21 protein-coding genes are annotated in these 21,895 nt (G+C 44.9%); 3 read left to right on the plus strand and 18 right to left on the minus strand.

Translation table 11 applies throughout. The annotated features are described in order from the left end of the window. Positions 1–55: 55 nt before the first annotated feature. Positions 56–892, plus strand: coding sequence for a YihY/virulence factor BrkB family protein (locus QM657_RS09505; protein WP_415066395.1), 837 nt, complete (start codon positions 56–58; stop codon positions 890–892). Between the two features lie 60 nt (positions 893–952). Here the strand turns inward: QM657_RS09505 and cysK are convergent, their stop codons facing one another. The 12 genes from cysK to ruvA form a co-directional block, all read right to left on the minus strand. Beyond that, positions 953–1,882 (minus strand): cysteine synthase A, encoded by a 930-nt coding sequence (gene cysK, locus QM657_RS09510; RefSeq protein WP_415066396.1) that lies wholly within the window; start codon positions 1,880–1,882, stop codon positions 953–955. 30 nt (positions 1,883–1,912) lie between these two features. Then, positions 1,913–3,409 (minus strand): carboxypeptidase M32, encoded by a 1,497-nt coding sequence (locus tag QM657_RS09515; protein ID WP_415066397.1) that lies wholly within the window; start codon positions 3,407–3,409, stop codon positions 1,913–1,915. 90 nt (positions 3,410–3,499) lie between these two features. Then, complete coding sequence (locus QM657_RS09520) at positions 3,500–4,576, minus strand: 5'-3' exonuclease (RefSeq protein WP_415066398.1); 1,077 nt, start codon at positions 4,574–4,576, stop codon at positions 3,500–3,502. Positions 4,577–4,591: 15 nt separating this feature from the next. Continuing rightward, positions 4,592–4,825: a hypothetical protein gene (locus QM657_RS09525; protein ID WP_415066399.1), complete on the minus strand. Its 234-nt coding sequence runs from the start codon at positions 4,823–4,825 to the stop codon at positions 4,592–4,594. Positions 4,826–4,851: 26 nt separating this feature from the next. After that, the gene (locus QM657_RS09530) at positions 4,852–5,370 is read right to left on the minus strand and encodes an appr-1-p processing (RefSeq protein ID WP_415066400.1); all 519 of its coding nucleotides are present in this window, start codon (positions 5,368–5,370) and stop codon (positions 4,852–4,854) included. A gap of 157 nt (positions 5,371–5,527) precedes the next feature. Beyond that, positions 5,528–5,980, minus strand: a complete 453-nt coding sequence (locus tag QM657_RS09535; protein ID WP_002603763.1) for an NUDIX hydrolase — start codon at positions 5,978–5,980, stop codon at positions 5,528–5,530. Positions 5,981–6,097: 117 nt separating this feature from the next. Beyond that, positions 6,098–7,522, minus strand: a complete 1,425-nt coding sequence (locus tag QM657_RS09540) for a peptidoglycan D,D-transpeptidase FtsI family protein (protein WP_415066401.1) — start codon at positions 7,520–7,522, stop codon at positions 6,098–6,100. Further along, positions 7,512–8,837, minus strand: a complete 1,326-nt coding sequence (locus tag QM657_RS09545) for an FtsW/RodA/SpoVE family cell cycle protein (RefSeq protein ID WP_415066402.1) — start codon at positions 8,835–8,837, stop codon at positions 7,512–7,514. The genes QM657_RS09540 and QM657_RS09545 overlap by 11 nt, the downstream gene beginning before the upstream one ends. 7 nt (positions 8,838–8,844) lie before the next feature. Then, on the minus strand, positions 8,845–10,980 hold the full coding sequence (locus QM657_RS09550) for a DUF3656 domain-containing U32 family peptidase (RefSeq protein WP_415066417.1): 2,136 nt from the start codon (positions 10,978–10,980) through the stop codon (positions 8,845–8,847). Between the two features lie 126 nt (positions 10,981–11,106). Beyond that, positions 11,107–11,472 carry a cell division protein ZapA gene (locus QM657_RS09555; protein WP_415066403.1) on the minus strand — a complete coding sequence of 122 codons (366 nt, stop codon included), beginning with the start codon at positions 11,470–11,472 and terminating at the stop codon, positions 11,107–11,109. A 103-nt stretch (positions 11,473–11,575) separates the two neighbouring features. After that, entirely contained in the window at positions 11,576–12,571 is a 996-nt protein-coding gene (gene ruvB, locus QM657_RS09560; protein WP_367565775.1) for a Holliday junction branch migration DNA helicase RuvB, read from the minus strand. A gap of 24 nt (positions 12,572–12,595) precedes the next feature. Next, positions 12,596–13,207, minus strand: a complete 612-nt coding sequence (gene ruvA, locus QM657_RS09565; protein WP_415066404.1) for a Holliday junction branch migration protein RuvA — start codon at positions 13,205–13,207, stop codon at positions 12,596–12,598. Positions 13,208–13,364: 157 nt separating this feature from the next. Here ruvA and QM657_RS09570 point away from each other — a divergent pair, with 157 nt between their 5' ends. Next, positions 13,365–14,459 (plus strand): ribonuclease H-like domain-containing protein, encoded by a 1,095-nt coding sequence (locus QM657_RS09570; protein ID WP_415066405.1) that lies wholly within the window; start codon positions 13,365–13,367, stop codon positions 14,457–14,459. Between the two features lie 21 nt (positions 14,460–14,480). Here the strand turns inward: QM657_RS09570 and QM657_RS09575 are convergent, their stop codons facing one another. After that, positions 14,481–15,026 carry a DUF5662 family protein gene (locus QM657_RS09575; protein WP_415066406.1) on the minus strand — a complete coding sequence of 182 codons (546 nt, stop codon included), beginning with the start codon at positions 15,024–15,026 and terminating at the stop codon, positions 14,481–14,483. Between the two features lie 223 nt (positions 15,027–15,249). Here QM657_RS09575 and QM657_RS09580 point away from each other — a divergent pair, with 223 nt between their 5' ends. Next, positions 15,250–15,447 (plus strand): cold shock domain-containing protein, encoded by a 198-nt coding sequence (locus QM657_RS09580; protein WP_333649696.1) that lies wholly within the window; start codon positions 15,250–15,252, stop codon positions 15,445–15,447. 118 nt (positions 15,448–15,565) lie between these two features. On the opposite strand, the gene hslO is transcribed toward QM657_RS09580, so the two are convergent. The 5 genes from hslO to QM657_RS09605 all read right to left on the minus strand — a co-directional run bounded on the left by hslO (position 15,566) and on the right by QM657_RS09605 (position 21,563). Continuing rightward, positions 15,566–16,447: an Hsp33 family molecular chaperone HslO gene (hslO, locus tag QM657_RS09585; RefSeq protein WP_415066407.1), complete on the minus strand. Its 882-nt coding sequence runs from the start codon at positions 16,445–16,447 to the stop codon at positions 15,566–15,568. A gap of 4 nt (positions 16,448–16,451) precedes the next feature. Beyond that, on the minus strand, positions 16,452–17,207 hold the full coding sequence (locus QM657_RS09590; protein WP_415066408.1) for a class I SAM-dependent DNA methyltransferase: 756 nt from the start codon (positions 17,205–17,207) through the stop codon (positions 16,452–16,454). A gap of 161 nt (positions 17,208–17,368) precedes the next feature. Next, complete coding sequence (locus tag QM657_RS09595; RefSeq protein ID WP_415066409.1) at positions 17,369–17,878, minus strand: SEC-C metal-binding domain-containing protein; 510 nt, start codon at positions 17,876–17,878, stop codon at positions 17,369–17,371. Between the two features lie 110 nt (positions 17,879–17,988). Next, a complete protein-coding gene (locus QM657_RS09600; protein WP_415066410.1) occupies positions 17,989–18,765 on the minus strand; it encodes a copper homeostasis protein CutC in 777 nt (258 codons plus the stop codon). Positions 18,766–19,592: 827 nt separating this feature from the next. Next, complete coding sequence (locus QM657_RS09605) at positions 19,593–21,563, minus strand: AAA family ATPase (RefSeq protein WP_415066411.1); 1,971 nt, start codon at positions 21,561–21,563, stop codon at positions 19,593–19,595. Between the last annotated feature and the right edge of the window lie 332 nt (positions 21,564–21,895).

Genomic DNA, 21,895 nt, shown 5'->3' on the forward strand with positions numbered 1-21,895 from the left:
TTCCATAGCCTTGTCCTGGGAAACGGATGTTCCGGGATAGGAGAAAGGAGGTATTATGATTCGGTTGATACTAAGATGCGGGCAGGTATGCAGAAAGTTTGCCAGGGATGAGATGACCGTGTATGCGGCGCAGGCGTCTTTTTTTATCATTATTGCGGCATTTCCGTTTATCATGCTCTTAATGACCTTAATCCAGCTCACCCCGCATATTACCAAAGCCAGCCTGCTTCAGCTCCTGATCGCCATCATTCCCACCAATTTAAAGATGGACAGCATCATTGTGACGGTGGTTGACAATCTCTACACCAACTCCCCTGTGACCATGCTTTCCGTGACTGCGATTACGGCCCTATGGTCTGCTTCCAAGGGGATGTTAAGCATTGAACGGGGCTTAAACCGGGTATTCGGGCAGGAAAAAAGGCGCAATTACTTCGTGACCCGGATGATCTGTGCCGGTTACACCATCGTGTTCATGGTGATTTCTATTCTGACGCTGATCCTCCTGGTTTTGGGAAGCACCATTCAAAGCTTTATGAACCGCCACTTCCCCATTCTGGCGGAGATCACCCAGTACGTTCTGGCTTTTCGCACCATGTTTATTTTCATCATGACCATGTGCTTTGCCGTCCTTTACACCTACGTTCCGTCAAAGAAACAGTCCTTCCGGAAACAGCTTCCAGGCGCCGGGTTTTCAACTCTGGGCTGGATTTGCTTCTCCTTTGGATTTTCCATTTACTTCACTCATTTCAGTAATTTTTCCGTCATGTACGGAAGCCTTACTGCCATCGTGCTGATGATGCTCTGGCTGTATGCCTGCATCTGCATCCTCTTTTTAGGAGCTGAGATAAACCATTATTATTCCGAAGGTTGGAAGGAACATGATCACACATAAAAAGAGCCAGAGGCTAAACGGGTTTAGAACCCTGATACCTCTGGCTTTTTTCTTTAAGAATTAAGAAAACAGCGGAGTGGACAAATACCGGTCTCCTGTGTCAGGAAGCAGAACCACAATCCTTTTTCCTGCATACTCCGGCCTTTTTGCGACTTCCCTGGCAGCCCATACGGCTGCGGAAGAAGAGATTCCCACCAGAATGCCTTCTGTCTGGGCAATTTCTCTTCCGGTTTCGTAAGCATCCCCATTTTCAACGGTGATGATCTCATCGTAAATACCGGTATTTAAGATAGAAGGAACAAATCCGGCTCCGATTCCCTGTATTCCGTGAGGGCCGGGCTTGCCTCCTGAGAGGATGGGGGAACCTGACGGTTCCACTGCAATCACCTTGATGTCAGGGTTCTTTTCCTTTAAGTACTCTCCAACTCCGGTTATAGTTCCGCCGGTGCCCACACCTGCGATAAATACATCAATATTTCCATCCGTATCTCTCCAGATTTCAGGTCCTGTGGTTTCACGGTGGGCTTTGGGATTGGAAGCATTGTCAAACTGGCCCAGAATAACAGAACCTTCGATCTCCTGATTCAGCTCTTCCGCTTTTGCGATGGCGCCTTTCATTCCTTTAAAACCTTCTGTCAGAACGATTTCAGCACCATATGCCTTTAAAAGGCTGCGCCGTTCCACGCTCATGGTTTCCGGCATAATGAGAATGGCCCGGTATCCCTTTACAGCGGCAATACTGGCAATTCCGATGCCCGTATTTCCCGATGTAGGCTCTATGATGGTGGCCCCCGGCTTTAAGATTCCGGCTTCTTCCGCTTCCTGAATCATGAAAAGAGCTGCTCTGTCCTTTACGCTTCCTGCCGGATTAAAGCATTCCAGCTTTGCGATGATGGTCGCTGACAGGCCGTATTTCCCTGCATAATTTCCCAGCTCCATCATGGGAGTATTGCCGATCAGTTCCAGGGCGCTTTTTTTAATATTCTCCATACTTATCCTCTCCTCTGAATACCTATATTCCTATGACAACTCATACAGCTTCCCGTATTTTTCCTTTAAATACTGTATGAAATAATCCGGCGTAAAATCCTCTCCTGTAATATCCTTTAATATCTGACGGCTGGTTTTCAGCTTTCCGAACTTGTGGATGTTTTCCCGAAGGAATTCGCAGATCACTTCCATCTTTCCGTTTTTAAGAAGGTCATCAAAATCCATATCTTTTTTCATGTGGTTGTATATCTGGGCTCCAAAGGCATTTCCCAAAGCATAGGATGGGAAATATCCGAACAGGCCCTGTGACCAGTGAATATCCTGAAGCACTCCTTCAGAAGGATTCTGGGGACGGATTCCCAAGTATTCCTCGTATTTATCCGCCCATATTTCCGGAAGCTTTTCCAGTTCAACATCTTCCTCCACAATCATCTTTTCGATTTCATAGCGAATCATGATGTGAAGGCTGTAGGTCAGCTCATCAGCCTCAATCCGAATCAGGCCCGGTCCCACCTTGTTGATTGCTTCCACAAACTGTTCCATGGAAACCGCTCCAAGCTGATCTGGAAAGAGCTCCTGCAATTTCCCATAGAGGGGAATCCAAAAGGCCGGACTGCGCCCGATGATATTTTCAAAAAAGCGGGACTGGGATTCATGGACACCCATAGAGGAGCCCTGCCCTACGGTCGTCTGGGTCAGCTCATCGGAAACTCCCAATTCATAAATTCCGTGACCGGCTTCGTGAATGACGGAAAAGATAGAGCTTTCCACATGATCGCCGTAATGTGTGGTGATTCTCACATCGTGGTTGTGAAGGTTGGTGGTAAACGGATGGGCGCTCTCGGCCAGCACACCTCTTTCAAAATCAAAGCCAACGTATTCCGCAAGATATCTGGCAAGCTCCCTCTGTTTTTCTGGCCGATAATCACCCTTTAAAAAAGAAGCGTCAATCTCTCTTCCCTTTTCCATAATCTCCTTTAATAAAGGTACGATTTCTTCTTTCAACTTGCCGAAAAACTCATCCAGAAGCTCTGTATTAAAGCCTTTTTCATTTTCATCCAGCATAACATCATACAGCTTCTGACCCTCTTTTTTGCGGTAAGAAGCAAACTTTTTCTTAAAACCGATTACCTTTTCAAGGGTGGGGGCAAAATCCTCAAACTTCCCATCCTTTCTTGCCTTGGCCCAGATTCTGGCGGATTCGGCTGTCAACTGGGCATTTTCCCGGTATTCTTTTGCGGGAACGCACACCAGTTCTTCTCTGGATTCCCGTTCCTCCCGGACAATGGCCTGCTCTGTGGCAGTCAGTCCTTCCTCTTTTTCGCAGGCAGCGATGGCCTCTCCCATCTCATCTCCCGTCATGGCGTTATAATACTCCTGGGAGAGAACTCCCACCACTCTTGACGTATAAGAACCGGCACCTTCCGGCGCCAGGGTTTCATTATCCCACTCAAACAGGATGAGAGCTGTTTGAAGGGCCATGGTTTTTTCCAGCAAAGCTGATAATGTTTCATATGATTGATTCATAATCTGTTTCTCCTTTTTCTCAATCGGAAAGGGACGCTCATACAGAGTGTCCCCAAACCCGGTAAAAAAATACTTTTGAAGAAAGTCCCCTTATTTATCAGAACCAAAAATAGAAGCCTCTTTAATCTCCAGTTTTTTCAGCCATTCCCTGATCTTTTCTTCCTCATACGATTCTGAGGAAAAATCCTCCAGACTCATGTCAATGGAAATGTCTGTTTTCATAGTCGCCAGAATTTTGGAAAGCAAGGCCGCCTTTTCACCGCAAAGCTCCTCTTCACTTTCCTTTGTCATGGCTTTATAAGGAGAGCGGCTGATTCCCAGCTCATTTTTCCAGAAGTCCTGTAAGTCCTTTAAGGACTTTTTATCCGCTTCCGCCTCGTGTATGGAACGGTAAATCTCCTCCACAGTTCCGTATTCCCTTAAAAGGAGAGGTGCCGCACTGCTGACGCCCTTGACTCCCGGAATGTTATCAGAAGAATCTCCCTGGATTCCTTTTAAGTCTGCAATCTGCTCCGGCATGACGCCTTCCTCCCGAAGCACAGTGGCTGCTGTATATTCAAAAACCTTTTCAGGAAGATTGACATCCTTTTTATTCACGCCGTAAAAGGAGTAGTATTTCTTATAGAAATCATCGGCCTTCTCCTGCTTGGTCTGAACCATCCAGACACGGACATTATGTTCATCGTTTACCAGTTGGAGATAGTCATGGTCCTTTGTCAGCAGAATGATAGAAGTCTCTTCCCTGAATTTCATGACCAGGCTTCCGGCGTAATCATCGGCTTCATATTCCTCGCTTAAGAGCACTTTAAAGCCTGCACTTTTAAGGATTTCTTCTATTAATATGAACTGATCGATGAGAGGCACCGGAGTCACTCCTCTCGTTCCTTTGTATTCCGAATACAGCCCCCTTCGGAAAGTGTCTCTGGTTTTATCAAACACAAAAGCGATGTAGTCCGGCTTCTGCTTTTTCATCAGAGAAACCACTGTTTTCAGCATACCATAGATGGCATTCGTATAAGTGCCGTCCGGAGCATGGAGGATTTTGTCGTAATGCTTCTGTTTTTCTTCCTCTGTCTTTGCAAACATGATTTCCCTTGGTAAAATAGCGTAATAGCAGGTTGACAGCATGGAAGAACCGTCAACGATGATAAATTTTCTTTCCGACATGTGTCTCTCCATTCTTCAAGTGAAGTAATTCTGCAATTCTGCCTCATTTTTTGCGCCCAGGCGCTTCATGATCTCTCTTTTTTCCTGGCCGGATAATCCCTTCCACAGCTTCTGGACCCTTGGATCTCCAAAGCCCGCATAGGGAATTCCGTTTTTCTCGCATTCATAAGATGATAAATAGTGATTGATGGCGCTCCATTCCACATAAAACGCATTGATGCTGCGGCTCAAAGAGCTTCCCTTTGCCATGTCAATTCCTCCCTTTCGCCTCTGGCTCACCGAACAGCCGAGGTTTCGTCTGCGCTGCGTTTATTATTCCAGATCTGGACTTCTCCCTGATAGCCCTTAAAAACTCTCTCTAAAATCCCCTGTACGACTCCCCAGTCTCCGCCTGCATTGCTGCATCCGATCATATATGGGAAAGCGATCTTTTCCTGCTTATCCCGCGCATCGGCAAAATCACGGATTTCCTGAACAGCCTGTTCCAGGGCCCTATAATCAGTATAAACCTTATCTTTTCCATAATCGTCCTGGCCATATAAATTGGCAATCAAAAACCACCGTCCATCTTTTTGGACAGGCTGTGCGGAAACACGTCCCAAAAGCTCCCAGGTCCTTCCATCCGCCTGCTCCTGCCACTGCTTTGTCAGCAGCTTGTAGGTCTTTTCCACCTCCGGAAACAGCCTCCGGATCTGCCCATCAAGTCCCTTTTCAAATACCCCTTTGCAGTTTACCTGATGGCAGATGATGTCCGCATCAGAGGTAAACATATCCCCGTTGTAATATTTCAGCATAATCCACCCCTCCAAATATATCTGTCCCAATGAACAGGTACCGTTTACCTGTTCATTATAACCTGAATTTCCTGTTATTCCTAGCATGTTTATGAAGTTTTAAGATTTTTTCCCATCCATGCACAAAAGGAGCCTGACCCGGCCCCTTTCCTATGCATTAGAAATACTTTTTATTGCCCCACAAATTGCTCTTCTTTAAATCCAGGTACTCATTGTACGCTTTTTCCAATATCTGCTTTTCATTGGAAAACTTCAAAAGGTGATACGCTTCATGGAACTTGTAGTATCCCGAATCAATAAAATATTCTTCCCGTTGTGGTTTACTGTAATAGCTGTCGGCCATCATGAGATACCAGTGCACATCCTTTTCGACCATATCCTGGGGTGTATTAAAAGAGTACTGGCTTTTACCAATGTACTTGATAATGGACGCACTGACTCCCGTCTCCTCTTTCACTTCCCGGAGCGCCGTTTCTTTATACTCTTCACCCGCTTCTACTGTTCCCTTCGGCAAAACCCAACCTTCATACTTGTTCTTGTAATTCTTATACAAAACCAGAATTTTACCTCGAAAAATAACCACACCGCCACAGCTCGTTGCTTCTATCATTGCAATTCCTCCAGAGTGTAACCGTTTCTCCCGGTAAGGAGTCCGGTTTTGGTGTGTCTCACAGACTGGCTTTAGTATACCTCTTTTTGAACTCATATGCAATATTATTCTCTTTTCTTATCTGGAAAAATACAAATCAAAAAGTGTTCTGGCAATGGGAGCCGCTGTCTGGCCTCCTGCGCCTCCTTCTTCCACAATCACGCTGACCACGATCTGAGGCGCTTCTGCCGGGGCAAAGCCCACAAACCAGGCATGGGTTTCTTTTTCTTTGTCAAATTCCGCTGAACCGGTTTTTCCCGCCGCAGTATAAGCGTCTGTGCGCAGGGCAGAACCCGTCCCTTCCGTCACCACAGACCGCATCAGCTCTGTCAGAGCGGCGGATTCTTCGGCAGTGATTAAGTTCCCATAGGAATGGGGCATGAATTTTTTGATCATATTGCCTCCTGAATTTTCCACATGGTCGATCAGGTAGGGCCTCATCAAGGTTCCTCCGTTGGCAATGGCCGCTGTAATCATGGCATTGTGAAGAGGCGTGATCTGGGTCTGTCCCTGTCCGATGGAGGTCTGTAAAACCTGCCACGTATCGGCCCCTGCACCCATGATATAGGAGCTTTTGCTGTAGGCGATGGATAAGGGGAGGTCTGAATTAAAGAGAAGCTGGTCTGCCGTGGTTCTCAAACCTGAGGGATTTAACAAAAGGCCCAGGCTTGCAAAGGCTCCGTTGCAGGAATTGGCAAATGCCTGCTGCAGGTTTTGATGGCCGTGAGCTGTTTCATGGTAGCATTTAATGGCATACTCTCCATTTTCATAAATTCCGTCACAGTCAAAGGTATAATCCTTATAATGCTCCGGATTTTCTCTCATATATTCCAGGGCCGTCACCATCTTAAAGGTGGAGCCAGGAGGATAAAGCCCCTGGGCAGCCCGGTTTAACAACTGTCCCGATGTGTTCTCCTCCGATACCAGCCCAGCCCAGTCCGCCTGCAGGGTGTTGGGGTTATAATCAGGCTTTGATACCATGGCAAGAATCTTTCCCGTCCCCGGCTCCATGACAACCACGGCCCCCTTTCGGTTTCCAAGGGCATCATAGGCCGCTTTCTGGAGATCCACATCAAGGGTGGAAATCACATGATCACCCTGATTTTTTATGTCTGACACTTCATTGACCGCCTGCTCCACCAGATTGACGTGGCTGGTGAGGAGGTAAAAATTGGACAAGGCCTCCAGACCCGTCTTTCCATTGGCTGAATATCCTACCACATGGGCAAACAGGGAATCATAGGGATAGACTCTCGTTTCCTTTCCTTCTCCATCCACTTCTGTGCGGGCCAGCACTCTGCCGTCGCTGCTGCGGATTTCTCCCCGCACCACCCGCTCTGCAAAACTGTCCAGCCTGGCATTATAGGAGTTGTTGATCACATTCTCGCTTTTGACGGAAAGAAAATATCCAAAATACGCTGCCAGCCCTATAAAAAGTCCTACAACGCCATAGGTCAGCAGCAGGATATGGCGGTTTGCCTTGGGATTCTGATTAGCCTTCATATTCGTCGTCTTCCTCTTCATTGCGCTTGAGTATATAGAGTCCCTGTAGTATGGCAAAAATAATAAACGTGCTTAAAATCGAGCTTCCCCCATAACTGACAAAAGGAAGGGTCACTCCAGTGGAAGGGATGAATTTCGTCACCCCTCCTACGGTTAAAAACACCTGGATAATATAAATCATTCCCAGACCAAATGCGATCAGCTTGTAAAAAACGGCCTGCATCTGGCTGGCGATCATCATGAACTGCAAAAAGCATCCCAGACAGATGAGAAGGACGCACAAGGCAAAGATGCCTCCCAGCTCCTCCGATACCGCCGAGAAGATGAAATCCTTTTCCACCACCGGGATTTTTCCCGGCATTCCCCGGTAAAGGCCCATTCCAAACCAGCCTCCCGTTCCAATGGCAAAGAGGGACTGGGTAATCTGATACCCTTTTCCGGCAATGTCAGCCCATGGATTTCTCCAGGCCTGCACTCTGGTCCTCACGTGTCCGAACAGGGGGTAAGCCAGCAAAGAGGCCAGCACACCGGCTCCTAAGCCTGTCATGAGATAACGCCATTTTCCCGTAGCCACAAACAGCATAAAAACGTAGGCCAGGAAGAAGATAAAGGCGCTTCCAAGGTCTCTGGAGGCCACCAAAATGAGCACGTGAACGGCTGCAACCCCGCTGACCTTCATGACTGTGGAAAAGCTGACAGAGCGGTAAAACATGGTTGCAATAAAAAACACGTAGCTGATCTTCACAAATTCCGATGGCTGAAAGGAGTATCCGCCTATATCAAGGGAAAGCTGGGCCCCATAGCTGTTGGTTCCGACCACGCAGACCGCCCCCAAAAGGAGGATTCCTCCTGCCCCGTAAACCCAGGGAATTTTGCTGAGCTGCCACACCCGGTCAATGATGAAGGGGATGATCCATGTGATCAGAGCCGCCGCCACGACCACAAGAAACTGTCTGGTAGCCCGTTCAAAGGAAAGTCTGGTGAGCATGATAAAACCCACGGTGAGAAGCATACACATATTGTTGACCAAAAGCCTGGAGAGATTCCGGTAAAACAGCTTGTAAAGCAGAAGATAGGCGAGGAAAAATACAGCCTGGGCCAGATAAAAGACCAGAGTCCGCTCATCCCCCGTTTCCAGCCAGATAATCACATAAGCCAGAGCGTGAATGAGAAACATGACCTTATTCTGACGTTTACAGACCTTTTTCTGTTTCATCTCATCATGAAATGAAAAAAAACGGAAATTTAAATATGTGTAGAATGCGATCAGCAGTATCATCAGATACCTGGATGCATCAATCAGCAAATTAATCATACAATACCTACTCTACGCCTCGTTTGAAATGACCTCTTGTAAATTCCTTATAGGGAAGCTCTGCCTTCTGTCTGTAAAGCATTTCCTTTGCAAAGCACCGGATCACCGCCTTCGTCTCCTCCCTGCCTTCTATGGTAAACTGCAGGCGGAGGGAGGAAGGAGAAAGTCTTCCCACCTCTTCCCCAAGTCCTAAAAGGGATAAGGGAGCTGAATTATAGATGGTGTTATAACAGAAAACACAGTGGTTTTTCACTGGAAATTCCTTTCCAAGCCTGTCCTTTAAGGAAAGAACCATGGGAGTCCCGTCGCATTGTGCGGTTCCCTGATGAAGGCACTGCGCCGTCACCATCATGGGAAGGCGTCCGTATGCCAGAAGCTCTCCCGGAACCCTTAGTTTTCCCAATTCCCTGCTATTTAATTCCACCGGCCATGTCAGTTCCTCTGCTCCCAGCTTAAGAAGGGCATCCTGAGCCTGCCGGTTCATGCCGTACACTCCGAAATCAAAGATAAAAGGACCTCTGATTCCTTTTGCCTTCAAATACTCCGGTTCCTCCAGGGAACGGATCAGAAAACCGTCAAATCCGGCTGATTTCAACTGGTTTAAATGCCTGTCAAAAAAGTTCTCTGCCAGACTGCGGAAAATGTGAGGCATGGTGATCATGCACTCTTTCCCGTTGGTATGGCATAAATCCACAGAGGATTTCCAGTCTGCGGGAGGAAATGAACCTCCGTCTATATAAATTCTGTCCACATCCGGGTCTTCTGCGGCAGCTCCCAGACAGTCCGGACGCTCCAGGGAAACTGTGAGCCTGACCTTACGGGGGGCTTCGTTTTCCCCTTGCTGTCTGCTGTCTTTTACCAGCTCCTTTTTCTCCTGCGCCGGGCGGGTGAAGTCATCTAAAATTGCCTTTTCAAGCGCTTCCAGCCCTCTTCTTCGCAAGTCATTGAGAACCTGAACCGGGAGGAATATGCTTCCCTTTGTGTGAATGTCCAGGCTTTCAAAATAAAAGGGAGTGTTTCCGGTTTTATCAAGCTGCTTTTTAATCTTTTCTTCCGTCAGGGGCTGATTCTGGGCCGTCTGCACTCTTTCACCGGAAACAGTGACGGTTTTTCCCATACCTTCTAATGTAAAGCAGGCTTCCTGCCCCTCTTCCAGAAATGCAGTTCCTGCAACCGGCTCCTGAAGCTGTTTTTCCACAAAGTTCTGATCCAGATAGTCAAACAGCGGCTGGTTGCCTTCCCGGAAAGCCGGTTTTTCTTTCCATACCACCATGTCACGTCCATTGTGGCGTTTATAGTATCCGTCAGTCTGGCCGCCCCGGTCAAAAAGGTCTAAAAGAGTCTTCCGGTCCTGTTCGTCAACCCGGTAACCCTCTCTTCCTTTTTCCAGATAGAGGTCTGCATACTTGCGGTAAATGGAGGTTACTCCCGCCGTGTACCTGGGGCTTTTCATCCTTCCTTCGATTTTCATGGAATAGATGCCGGCTTCAATCATGTCCGGCATAAAATCCAAAGTGGATAAATCCTTCAGGCTGAGACAGTATGACTCTCCCTTTTTCCCCGAATTCTGTCCATCCTGCTTCACCTCATAGGGCAGACGGCAGGGCTGGGCGCACCTTCCCCTGTTTCCGCTGCGCCCTCCGATGAGGCTGCTGAATAAGCACTGGCCGGAGTAACAGTAGCACAAAGCGCCGTGAACAAAACTTTCAATCTCCACGCCTGTCTTGTCATGAATCTGTTCAATTTCCTTTAAGGACAGTTCCCTTGCCGTAACCACCCGCTCCGCTCCCAGCTCTTTTAAAAGGGCAGCACCGTAAACACCGGTAATGGTCATCTGGGTGCTCGCATGGAGGGGAAGGCCGGGAAACTGCTCCTTGAGAAATGACAGGACTCCCATGTCCTGAACAATGGCCGCATCAAGTCCTCTCTCATAATAAGGGGCCAGATAATCGTAAAGCTCCTTCATCTCCTGTTCCTTTACCAGAGTATTGACCGTCAGATACAGTTTGCGCCCATGGAGGTGAACGTAATCAATGGCCTCTAAAAGCCTGTCCTGGTCCGGGTTATCTGCAAAGGCCCTGGCTCCAAACTTGCTTCCGCCCATATAGACTGCGTCGGCTCCTGCCGCAACCGCTGCCTTCATACTTTCAAATGATCCTGCCGGAGCGAGGATTTCAACCTTTTTCTTCACGTGTGCCTCCTGTTGTACTGTTTATGGTAATGGGAAAAGAGAGGATGCCTCAGCCGCTCCTGGACATCCCCTCCTGATTCATTCTGTCATATGGGCCTTAGCAGACTTCTTCCCCTCTGCCGCTTCTTTTGCAGCTTCAAGTTTCATCTGGGTCGCCACCAGCTCATGCTTTAAGCTGTATGTTTCCTTTTCCATCTCCGCTTTCTGCTGTTCCAGCAGGTTGATCCGTTCTCTGGCCTTAAAATAATCATCGGCCATATTCAGTTCTATCATAACATTCTGGTATTCTGCGCTCTGCTTGGAAAAGCCTTCCTGCCGCTTTAAAGTCAGAATCATTTCATTTACATATCCGGCAAGGCGGTGGATGTAACCTTCATCCTCGTTTCCGGCTAAGGTGTAGATCTTGCCATCTATTAAAACTTCCGTGTAGCGTTTGGAATCCATGTTTTTCTCTCTCCCTGTTAATGGTAAATGTGCTTTGCTTATGAATATACCACACTTTCCCTCAATAGGAAAGGTTAAAATACACCTTATCTGCGCTTATTTCCTATTCCAGAGAAAGCCCCAGATGTTCATAAGCCCGTTCTGTCGCTACGCGGCCTCTGGAGGTGCGGTTTAAAAATCCGTTCATCAAAAGATACGGTTCGTAAACGTCTTCCAGGGTGCCTGCATCTTCTCCTAAAGCCGCCGCCAGGGTATCCAGGCCTACGGGGCCGCCGGAGAATTTCTCGATCATTGTGGTTAAAATAGCGCGGTCATTGTAATCTAAGCCAAACTTATCCACATCCAGGATATCCAGGGCAAAATCCGCCACTTCTTTTGTGATGACGCCGTTGTATTTTACCTGTGCAAAATCCCTGACACGCTTTAACAGGCGGTTTGCCAGTCTTGGGGTCCCTCTGGAGCGCTTGGCGATCTCTGCAGCCCCTTCTTCCTCTATTTCCACATCTAAAACCCTGGCGGAGCGGCAGACGATGATCTTAAGCTCCTGAGGGGTATAAAATTCCAGCTTCTGCACCACACCGAACCTGTCCCGCAAGGGTGCAGTCAAAAGGCCCGCCCTGGTAGTGGCTCCTACTAAAGTGAATTTCGGCAAATCCAGCCTTATGGACCGGGCACCTGAATCCTTTCCCAGCATGATATCAATGGCAAAGTCCTCCATAGCCGGATAAAGAACTTCCTCCACCTGACGGTTCAGCCTGTGAATCTCATCCACAAACAGCACATCGCCTTCCTGGAGATTGTTTAAAATAGCCGCCATTTCCCCCGGCTTTTCAATGGCCGGCCCGGAAGTGACCTTTATGTTGACCCCCATCTCATTGGCGATAATCCCGGAAAGGGTGGTTTTTCCAAGTCCCGGAGGGCCGTAAAACAGCACATGGTCCAGAGATTCCCCTCTGGCCCTGGCCGCATCAATATATACCTTTAAATTGGACCGGATCTTTTCCTGGCCAATGTATTCTGCCAGACAGGACGGACGTAAGTTAGGCTCAATCCTTCTGTCCTCTTCTGTTATTTCCGTTGTTATGATCTTACGCTCCATAGCTTCTCCTTACCCAAGGGGTCTTTATATAAATGCCAGATGCTTTAAGGAAGCCTTAAGCACATCCTCGGCGGTCATGGAATCCGTCACTTCCACTCTTCCCACTGCCCGTCCTGCCTCGGAGGCAGAATAGCCCAAGGCTGTCAGAGCATCCACCGCTTCCCCTGCCGCGCCGCTTAAACCGGAACCCTGTCCCTTTTTTTCCTGTAAGAATTCAGGGGGCAGGATATCCGATGTTTCGATCTTATCCTTTAAGTCTAAAATCATACGCTGGGCGGTCTTGGCACCGATTCCCGGAGCCCTTGATATGGCCTTGGCATCACCTGAGACAATGGCTCTCCTCAGTTCGTCCGGCTCCATGGCAGAAAGAACGCCCAAAGCCACCTTGGGGCCGATTCCGTTCACACTGATGAGCTGTTTAAACATCTGGAGGTCCTGACGGCTTAAAAAGCCATAAAGGCACATGGCATCCTCTCTCACCTGAAAATATGTATAAAGCTTTACTTCCACGCCGATATCCGGCAGCTTTTGAAGCACGGATACGGGAACGTGCAGTTCATAGCCCACACTTCCACATTCTATTACAACCATGTCCTCCAAGATTTCGGACAACGGTCCTTTTACAAAAGAAATCACTCGTTCTGTCTCCTTTTGGCTGTATTTCTATGCCATTTATCATAGCATACTGCCTGTTGTTATGCAAGCAGATAGTCGAACAAATATTCTGTTTGGAAAATTGACGAATCTGTCCCCTTAAGCTATAATAAGGAGAATAGAAAGGACGTAGCTGTGTATGATCACTCTGGAGAAAACTATTTCATTTTGCGAAACATATCCCCTTGAAAGGCTTGGAAAACGGGAAGAACTTCTGTTCTTTGATATTGAAACCACCGGATTTTCGGGAGAATACTCCACCCTTTATCTGATCGGATGTGTTTATTATAGAGAGGGAAGCTGGAATCTGGTCCAGTGGTTTGCTGACACACTGGATTCGGAAGGAGAAGTGCTGAAAACCTTCTTTGAATTTTTAAAGAATTTTACCAAGGTCATACATTTTAACGGGGACGGATTTGACATCCCTTATCTTTTAAAACGGTGCCGTGCCCACTGTCTGGCCTATGACTTTTCCGGCGTGGAAAGTCTGGACATTTATAAAAAAATCCGCCCTTACCGCAATCTTTTGGGGCTTTCCAGCATGAAGCAGAAAGCCATTGAAGAGTTTTTGCAGGTAGAGCGAAAGGATCTTTACTCCGGCGGCCAGTTGATTGAAGTCTATAAGGATTACTTATTTTCACAGGACCGGTATTTGTTTGATCTTTTGATTCTTCACAATGAGGATGATTTGAAGGGAATGCCTCTCATACTTCCTATTTTGAGTTACCCGGACTTTCTGGAACAGGATTTTTCGCTGGATAAACAGGAAATCTCGTACCAGACAGACCTTTTTGGCCGTCCCCAGCCCATTCTTAAGCTGACCTTTAAAGCCGGAATTTCCATCCCCATTGGCTTTTCCAAATCCAATTCCCTGGTGCTTTTAGAGGCAGAAGAAAATCTTCTCACCGCTGCTATTGACTTATTTGAAGGGGAGCTTAAGTATTTTTATTCGGATTATAGAAATTACTATTACCTGCTCTATGAGGACAATGCCATCCACAAAAGCGTGGCGGAATACGTTGACAGAGAAGCCAGGGTAAAGGCTACGGCAAAAACGTGCTATACCCGAAAAAACGGCTGTTACCTTCCCCAGTTTTCTTCCCTTTGGACCCCATCTTTTCAAATGGAGTTAAGGGATAAAGTCAGTTATATTCCATATGAAGAACAGCTTTTTGAGAGTCAGGAAAATGTCCGTCTCTACACCCGCCATCTGGTTGATATCTTATGCCGGTAAGGCATGGAAAGGGGATTTTATCTAATAGGTCCCCTTTTTTAAAAGGTGTCTGATATAGGCAAAGGTACGCTTTTCCCCTTCTTCCTTTAACATCAGCAGAAGTTTTTCCAGCAGCGCCTTTGTCTCCGGATGGATGACCATATAAGGGCTGGTGTATTCATGGTATTCCCAGGGAGAGCTGTCTGTATAGGCCTTTCCCCTGTAGGTTTTGGCAGCGGCGATCCGGTCCATCATCATCTCAATGACGTAATTTAAAGGAATTCTATGCCCTGATAAGCCCTCGGAAAGGTCGGTGGTAAAGTCGATCCAGTATTCATGATGATGCTTATTGCGGCCTTTATGATGGAGCCACGCCCTGGAAAAACCCTTATCCTCCCGCTCCGCAGCATTGGGACTTCTGTTTCCCTGATAATAAAGAACTCCAAGCCAGAATTCTTCCGGGCTGTATTTTGATAAATCGTGCAGCAGTCCCTGTTTGAAAAGGCCTACACGAAAGCAGTTTTTCATAACCCTGAGTTTATGTATGGTAATGGTATAAAAATGCCCCCACAGGTTTGTAAATTTCATTGTCTTTCCCTTCTTTTTTCCGGCAGAAATCTTTCTACATTCTACCACAATTCCCACCGGTTTTGCCACTGATTTTTTCTTCCATAAAGTTTTTGATATTTTTCTTCTTTTCGGGCGAAAATATTTGACACTTTTACCTTTTTATGCTATTCTTAGGGCAGTTACAGAATGCCTGTAACTGAGGCGTTTTTATTCACTTTTATTCATTTTGGAGGTATCATTAATGAAAGGTACAGTTAAGTGGTTTAACAACCAAAAAGGTTACGGATTCATTTCCGACGAACAGGGTAACGATGTATTTGTTCACTACTCAGGCCTTAGCATGGACGGCTTCAAGTCCTTAGAAGAAGGCGCTGCCGTAGAGTTCGATGTAGTAGACGGTTCCAAGGGCCCGCAGGCTACCAACGTTATCAAATTATAATCATTGACTTATCAGTGTACCTTTTTCAATATACAGGAAGAAGTTATATTGTTTCACATGATTACGATCAGAGCCATCCGAATGGATGGCTCTTTTTGATATTTGTTTCTCAGTGAGGTCACGCCTGCGCTTTCTCATACAGCTCTTTTAAATCTTCTGAGGTAAACTCATAGTTCCTGCTGCAAAAATGGCAGTTGACTTCAATCGGTTCCCCTTCTTCAATCATCTCCTGAAGTTCCTTCCGTCCGATGCTGACCAGGGCCTTTTCCACCCGCGCCTTATCGCAGTTGCAGAAAAAGCGGGTGGGAACCTGTTCCATCATGTCCAGACCCAGGTCTCCCAGAATGTGCTCCAGAATCATTTCCGGCGTATTTCCCTGGTCTAAGAGAGCGGTGATGGAGGTGATCTCACTCAGCCGTTTTTCCAGCTTGTCAATCATCTCATCCGTTGCGCCGGGAAGAAGCTGGATAATAAATCCGCCTGCCTGCTTCACTGTATTGTCCTTGTTCATCAGCACTCCCAAGGCTACGGAAGAAGGCACCTGCTCTGAGGTGGCGTAATAATACGTCAGGTCTTCGGCGATCTCGCCGCCCACCAGTATGGTCTGTCCCACGTAAGGCTCTTTTAAGCCGATGTCACTGATGACTGTTAAGACTCCCTCTCCTACAGCGCCGCCCACATCCAGCTTTCCGGCCGGGCTTGGAGGCAGCATCACAGAAGGGTTGTAAACATATCCCTTTACGTCTCCTTTGGAGTCGGCTGTCACTGTCAGACCCTCAATGGGTCCGCTTCCCTGAATCTTGATGGTGAGAAGATCGTCTTCCCCCTTCATCATAATTCCCATCATGGCCCCTGCTGTCAGAAGCCTGCCCAGTGCGGCAGTTGCCACAGGGCTTGTGTTGTGAGCCTGTCTTGCCTGCTCCACTAAATCCCTGGTTGTAGCTGCAAAGGCACGGATCTGGTGATCGCCTGCCGTTGCCCTTATAATATAATCAGACATATTATTATTCCTTTCCCTGTTCTCTCGCTATCACATAGATTCTCTCGCTGTCACCCTTTGCCGGAGATTTGGTAAATGCATCGTAAGCGGTGATAAATTCCATTCCTGCCGCCTCAATGGCCGCCTTCACCTGTTCCAGGGAATAGGCCCTTTGATAATGATTTTCCGTGTATTTCCGGTATAAGTCCTCTTCCTGGCGGATGAACAGGGAGAGGCAGTATTCATTGATTCCCGTTTCCTGATCGTAGTAATTATCCCAGATAAAGCTGCAGTCCTCCCGGTCCTCAGCAATGGTGGAGTCTCCCAAAATGTGTTCGTACTTATAAATGGAATTTAAATCAAATATAAATATACCCTTGGGGTCCAGATAATTGTTGACCAGCCGGAATACCTGGACCATGTCCTCGTAATCCAGGATGTAGTTCATGCAGTCGCAGATGCTCACCACGGCTTTTACGGTTCCGTATAATTCAAATTCTCTCATGTCCTGCATGAGATAAAGGATGTCTCTGCCCGACTCTCCCCGCTTTTCCATGGCAGTCTGCAGCATATCTTCGGAGTTGTCCACTCCGATCATATCGTAGCCCTTTTCAGCCAAAAGCTCTGTCAGGCTTCCGGTTCCGCATCCCAGGTCCAGTACCAGGCCATCCTTTATTCCGTATTCCTGCAAAAGACCGGTTACATATTCACACCACTCTCTGTAGGGTATGTTGTCCATGAACAGATCATACACCTGGGCAAAGCTGGTATATGCTTCCATTGCAATTCTCCTCTCTGATGTCCTTTCGTCACACATATAGCGTCCCTCGCAGCATTCGCCAGATTCAGGAATGCAACCATTCCTGCACATGGCTCATTGCCCGCGGGAATAACAAAGCAGGTAGCTCCTTAAGAGATACCTGCTGCCTGTGTCCGGTTTGATTACAGGTTGCTTCCGCAGCACTTTTTATACTTCTTGCCGCTTCCGCAGGGACATGGATCATTTCTTCCGACTTTTGTTTCCTTTACAACGGTTCCGGAAGATTTCTGCTTCTTGTAGAGTTCTTTTTTCTTCTCTTCTGTCAGGATTTCATCCCACTGGGGAAGGCTGTAAAGCCACTCTGCTTTCGCTTCTACCATGTTATAGTACAGCTTTTCCGGGTCGATCTCTATTTTTACCACTGTCTGCTCGTCCATGGTCTCAATAGGATTTTCATATCCCTTTAAGCTCTCGTTGATTCCATCTAAAAATCCGGTCATAGTCTGGATATCTGTGCCATATCTCTTAGCCAGTTCCTCTACCGTTCCCTCTACAACTTCAGCAGGCTTGGAAAGGATATGCTCATAAATTCCTTTTTCCACCCTAAAATATTCAGTCCACAGTTCTTCTCTCGCTTTATCATCCAGCCCGTCGCCGTATGCCAGATTTCTCCAATTTTCTAAAATAGCCATGTTAAAAACCATCCTTTTGTCTGTTATTTCTGGTAACGCTCATCTTACAGTATATAACATCTTCTTAAATTTTGCAAAATGTTTTTTTGCTTTTAAAATTATGCAGGCGTTTATCCGGTCTTAATGCTCTTATGTAAACAGGTTTTTGCCTCCAGCAATTTCTTCGCCTGGGACACCAGATTCTCGTCAGTGCGGAAAATATCGTATTCTCCGATTCCCGGAATTCCCATATTCACATCTTCTTTTCGGTAGATCATGCCGCTGTCTGCAATGACCTTTCCTGACATGTGAAAACATCTGGCATCAATTTCTTCCATCAGGCAGGCAATGGCCTCTGCATTGACCCCGCTTCCCACCAAAATATCGGTTTCATCTCCTGCTTCCCTGATCAATTCTCCCAAAAGAGCCTTTCCCTTCATACAGGTATCCTGCTGCCCGGAAGTCAGTATGGTATCCACACCGATCTCCTTAACTTCTTTAAGGCTTCTGTAAGGGTCCCTGCACACGTCAAATGCCCGGTGCAGAGTCATTCTTCCCTTTCCGGCCTTTTCTCTCAGCGCCTTCATCCGGTCTGTATCAAGATTTCCGTCAGGTCTTAAGCATCCCACTACAAATCCATCGGCCCCTAATTTCCGGAACATTTCCACATCTTCCATGATCATCTGAAACTCATGATCTGTATACAAAAAATCTCCGTACCTGGGCCGCACCAGCACATTGATGGGAACATCGCAGGCTTTGCGGACCTGTTTGAACTGGCTTATGCCGGGAGTGGTTCCTCCGATCACCAGATTGGCACAAAGCTCCAGCCTGTCCGCTCCTCCCCGTACTGCTGCTTTGGCAGATTCCACAGAATCCACACAGACTTCCAAGATATAGTTTCCCATCACGTTCTCCTAACTATATATTTTTTATTGTTCTGACTTACTCTCTGGCTTTATGACAAGCAAAAAATACCCTTGTGTTATTTCCTGCGTCTTTGGTGTTTCTTTTCAGCAGCTCTATTACGGTATTTTCCTTTATCAGCTTTTGTGTATGTCTTTCCGATGCAAAGCATATATGATTTATCAGCGTAAAACAAGTTCAACACAATAAGTCATACATAATTTATACTCAAAATCATTTGTTTCTAGTGTATTTCATTCGTCTTTTCTTAACCAACCGCACTCCATGGCGTTATTTAGATCGTTGTTTTCAAATAGCCAAATTATATCCTCAATTTTATATAATTATCTGTACTACTTTGAGTGATAATATAAGCAGTTAACTTTTTTATTTAATTATCCTCCAAATTAGCAACTTCAATTTGCTCTTCTAACACTTTATTTGTTATAATTAAGATAATATTCTCTTAATACATCTGCAAACTTCATTTTAGTAAAACGTACGTATCTATTATAAAAAATAATAAATAAAGAAACGCTTAACAGCATCAAAACAAAATATAATATATTAAAAGTTATCGTTAATTCTTTCAATAAAATAGCCCTGATCAGCAAAAAAGTAAATTGAAAGGCTTCAAATCATACTACTATATGACAAGGTGGACTTCACCTTGTCATATTCAATTTTTCTTTATTGCTCCATTTCTTATCTTAAAATTAATCCTATCAAGATCATTTTTGGATAAAGAAGAAGCTTTTATTAGCTGATTTATCATATCTATACTCTTATCATGACCTTATGTTTCATGGTAATCATAGTTGTCTGTACGTTACTCCTTTTGAATATTACGATCCCTTCTTCTTATGTATTTACCATAACTATTCATTAATACGTTTTTGCTTTTTTCGTGCCCTTCGGAGGCACACTGCTCCAACAAACGTATAATTTCATCCTTGTCGCCATGTTTCGCCTGCAACTTAATTGCTTGTCTAAAGAGGTATTCGCTATCAAAGGTCTCGTTATTACTATCGCTTTTGCCCCATTCCATAAAATTAATATTTAAAGATAAATGATTTAAATTACGGAAAGACTCTAATGCCATAATCGCATTTATGTATTGTTGAGAATAGAAAGCATACTTGCGTATGTTTCGGTTCACTTCTTGCATGTCTCCAGTCACTTCCAATTTACGTTTCTGTTTTTCTTCAAATATGGTTTTTGTGATACTAAATGATTCCTCTTTTAATGATTCAATGGCTTGGCGAATACTGTCAGGCGTTACTTGCTGTAAACCATTTTGGTTTACAATAGCTGCATAGGTTTTTTCAGGGCTTCTTTTTTCAAAAGACGAAATATAGTCTGTTAAAGATATCTGATAGACATTATTACTGCCAAATAAAAGCTTCAATTGATGGTCGCCCAATACTAAATATCCATCATCTCCAAATGGCATTTCACCACTTGTTAAGGTTATTGCCTCGCAAATAAATAGGTATCCCTCTTTTTTTAATATTTTTGATATAAGTTCAAACATTTCTAGCCAAGACTTGCTGTCTATTTCATGGAGAGTATTAACAAGTAAAACAAAATCAAACTTAGTAGTTGTATTTATAGACAATAATTCTTCATGTGTTGTAAAATGTTTTTTAAGACACTTAATATTTTCAGGTGCCTTTTCATAAGCATCAAATGTATAATAATAATAGTTGACCAGAGTTGAATTTTGTTCCTCTTCAATTAAATCAATATAATTTCCAAAGCGTCCCTTTCCTGAACCGTAGTCAAGAATATTAATTTGCTCATTATTCGAATGCTTCTTTTTTAAGATGGTTATAAGTTTTAAGAATTGTTCATCTGCTTTATTATCATCAGTTATTGATTCTGGATCACAAAAACATTCTGCAATAAATTCGTAATATTGCCAAAGGTCTATGGAATACAAAAACATTTTAAGATTATCATAAGATTGGCCAATAATCTCATTGAAAACTTGATGATATATTTTAGAAGTGCGCTTAATGAAATTACCATTTTTAATGTATGTAATCTCTGAAAACTCAAAGAAGGGTATTAAGTGCAATGAATGGGTAGCAATCCATAAAGTTGCTTGCGGCAACTCGCTCTCAAGCAAAGTGATAAGCTCAATAATCTTTTTCGAATGCAAATGTAATTCCGGCTCATCTAAAATTACTACTAATTTTGAATTTCGTCTCATGGCCAATGTGCAAAGAAAAAAGCAAAAGTAAAATAGGTTCAATTCTCCTGGTGACATTATTTTTAGATATTCAGATAATATTTCTCTTTTACCCTTTTCATGTAAATGCAGATATATCTCATTATCGTAATATTGGATTTCGATATCCAACAGTGATTTTAAAAACCTATTGATAGTTTCATATACAGTCTCTATTCTTTGACCTCTTCTAATATGCCTCGACGGAAAATGCTTAAATTGAAGTAATTCTGCAATCATATTCATACAATCGTTTTCAATAAGAATTAAAAATTGATCAAATGAGCAGTCTAAATTGTTAACACACGTATCAAATAGCGAATCTTCCAATTCAATGTTTTCTTTTGCTTTATACTTATATGATAAAGCTGGGAAGTTAGCATAAATGATTTGATTAGATTGATATTTTAATACATGTGAGTAATAATCTCTTATCCCAAGTAAAAATCTGGTTTTACCGCATCCATTAGCTCCAATAATCAAATTCTTTTTTTCGCTATATTCGATTACTTCAACATTTGCTAATCCTTTTTCTTTAAATATCTCTTGTCCGTCTTTAATCTTCACTTATTTATCCTCCTAAGGTCAGAATAGGTCTATAATTCCTAGAACTGTTATATACTCAATGACTCAATAATTAGCGTTGAAAGTTACCATTGGTGAATTTACCGAATTATAAATGATTCTTTGTGTTGAAAAATGTCAATGACAATATCATAGCATAACTACATTCTAAAATCTACTTAGATTCGCTAGTCTCAATAACGAATGCGAAAACCACCCATTTTTTTGATTGCATCTACACTCCGCTTCTTGCACCGTTTTCGGGTATCGCAACGGGAGTAGCGGTCTGTCTTTCCGGGCAGGTATCACTCCCCGCCCTTTAGTATAGCGATATG

The sequence above is a fragment of the Lacrimispora sp. genome (assembly GCF_047605665.1).
Classification (GTDB): Bacteria; Bacillota; Clostridia; order Lachnospirales; family Lachnospiraceae; genus Lacrimispora.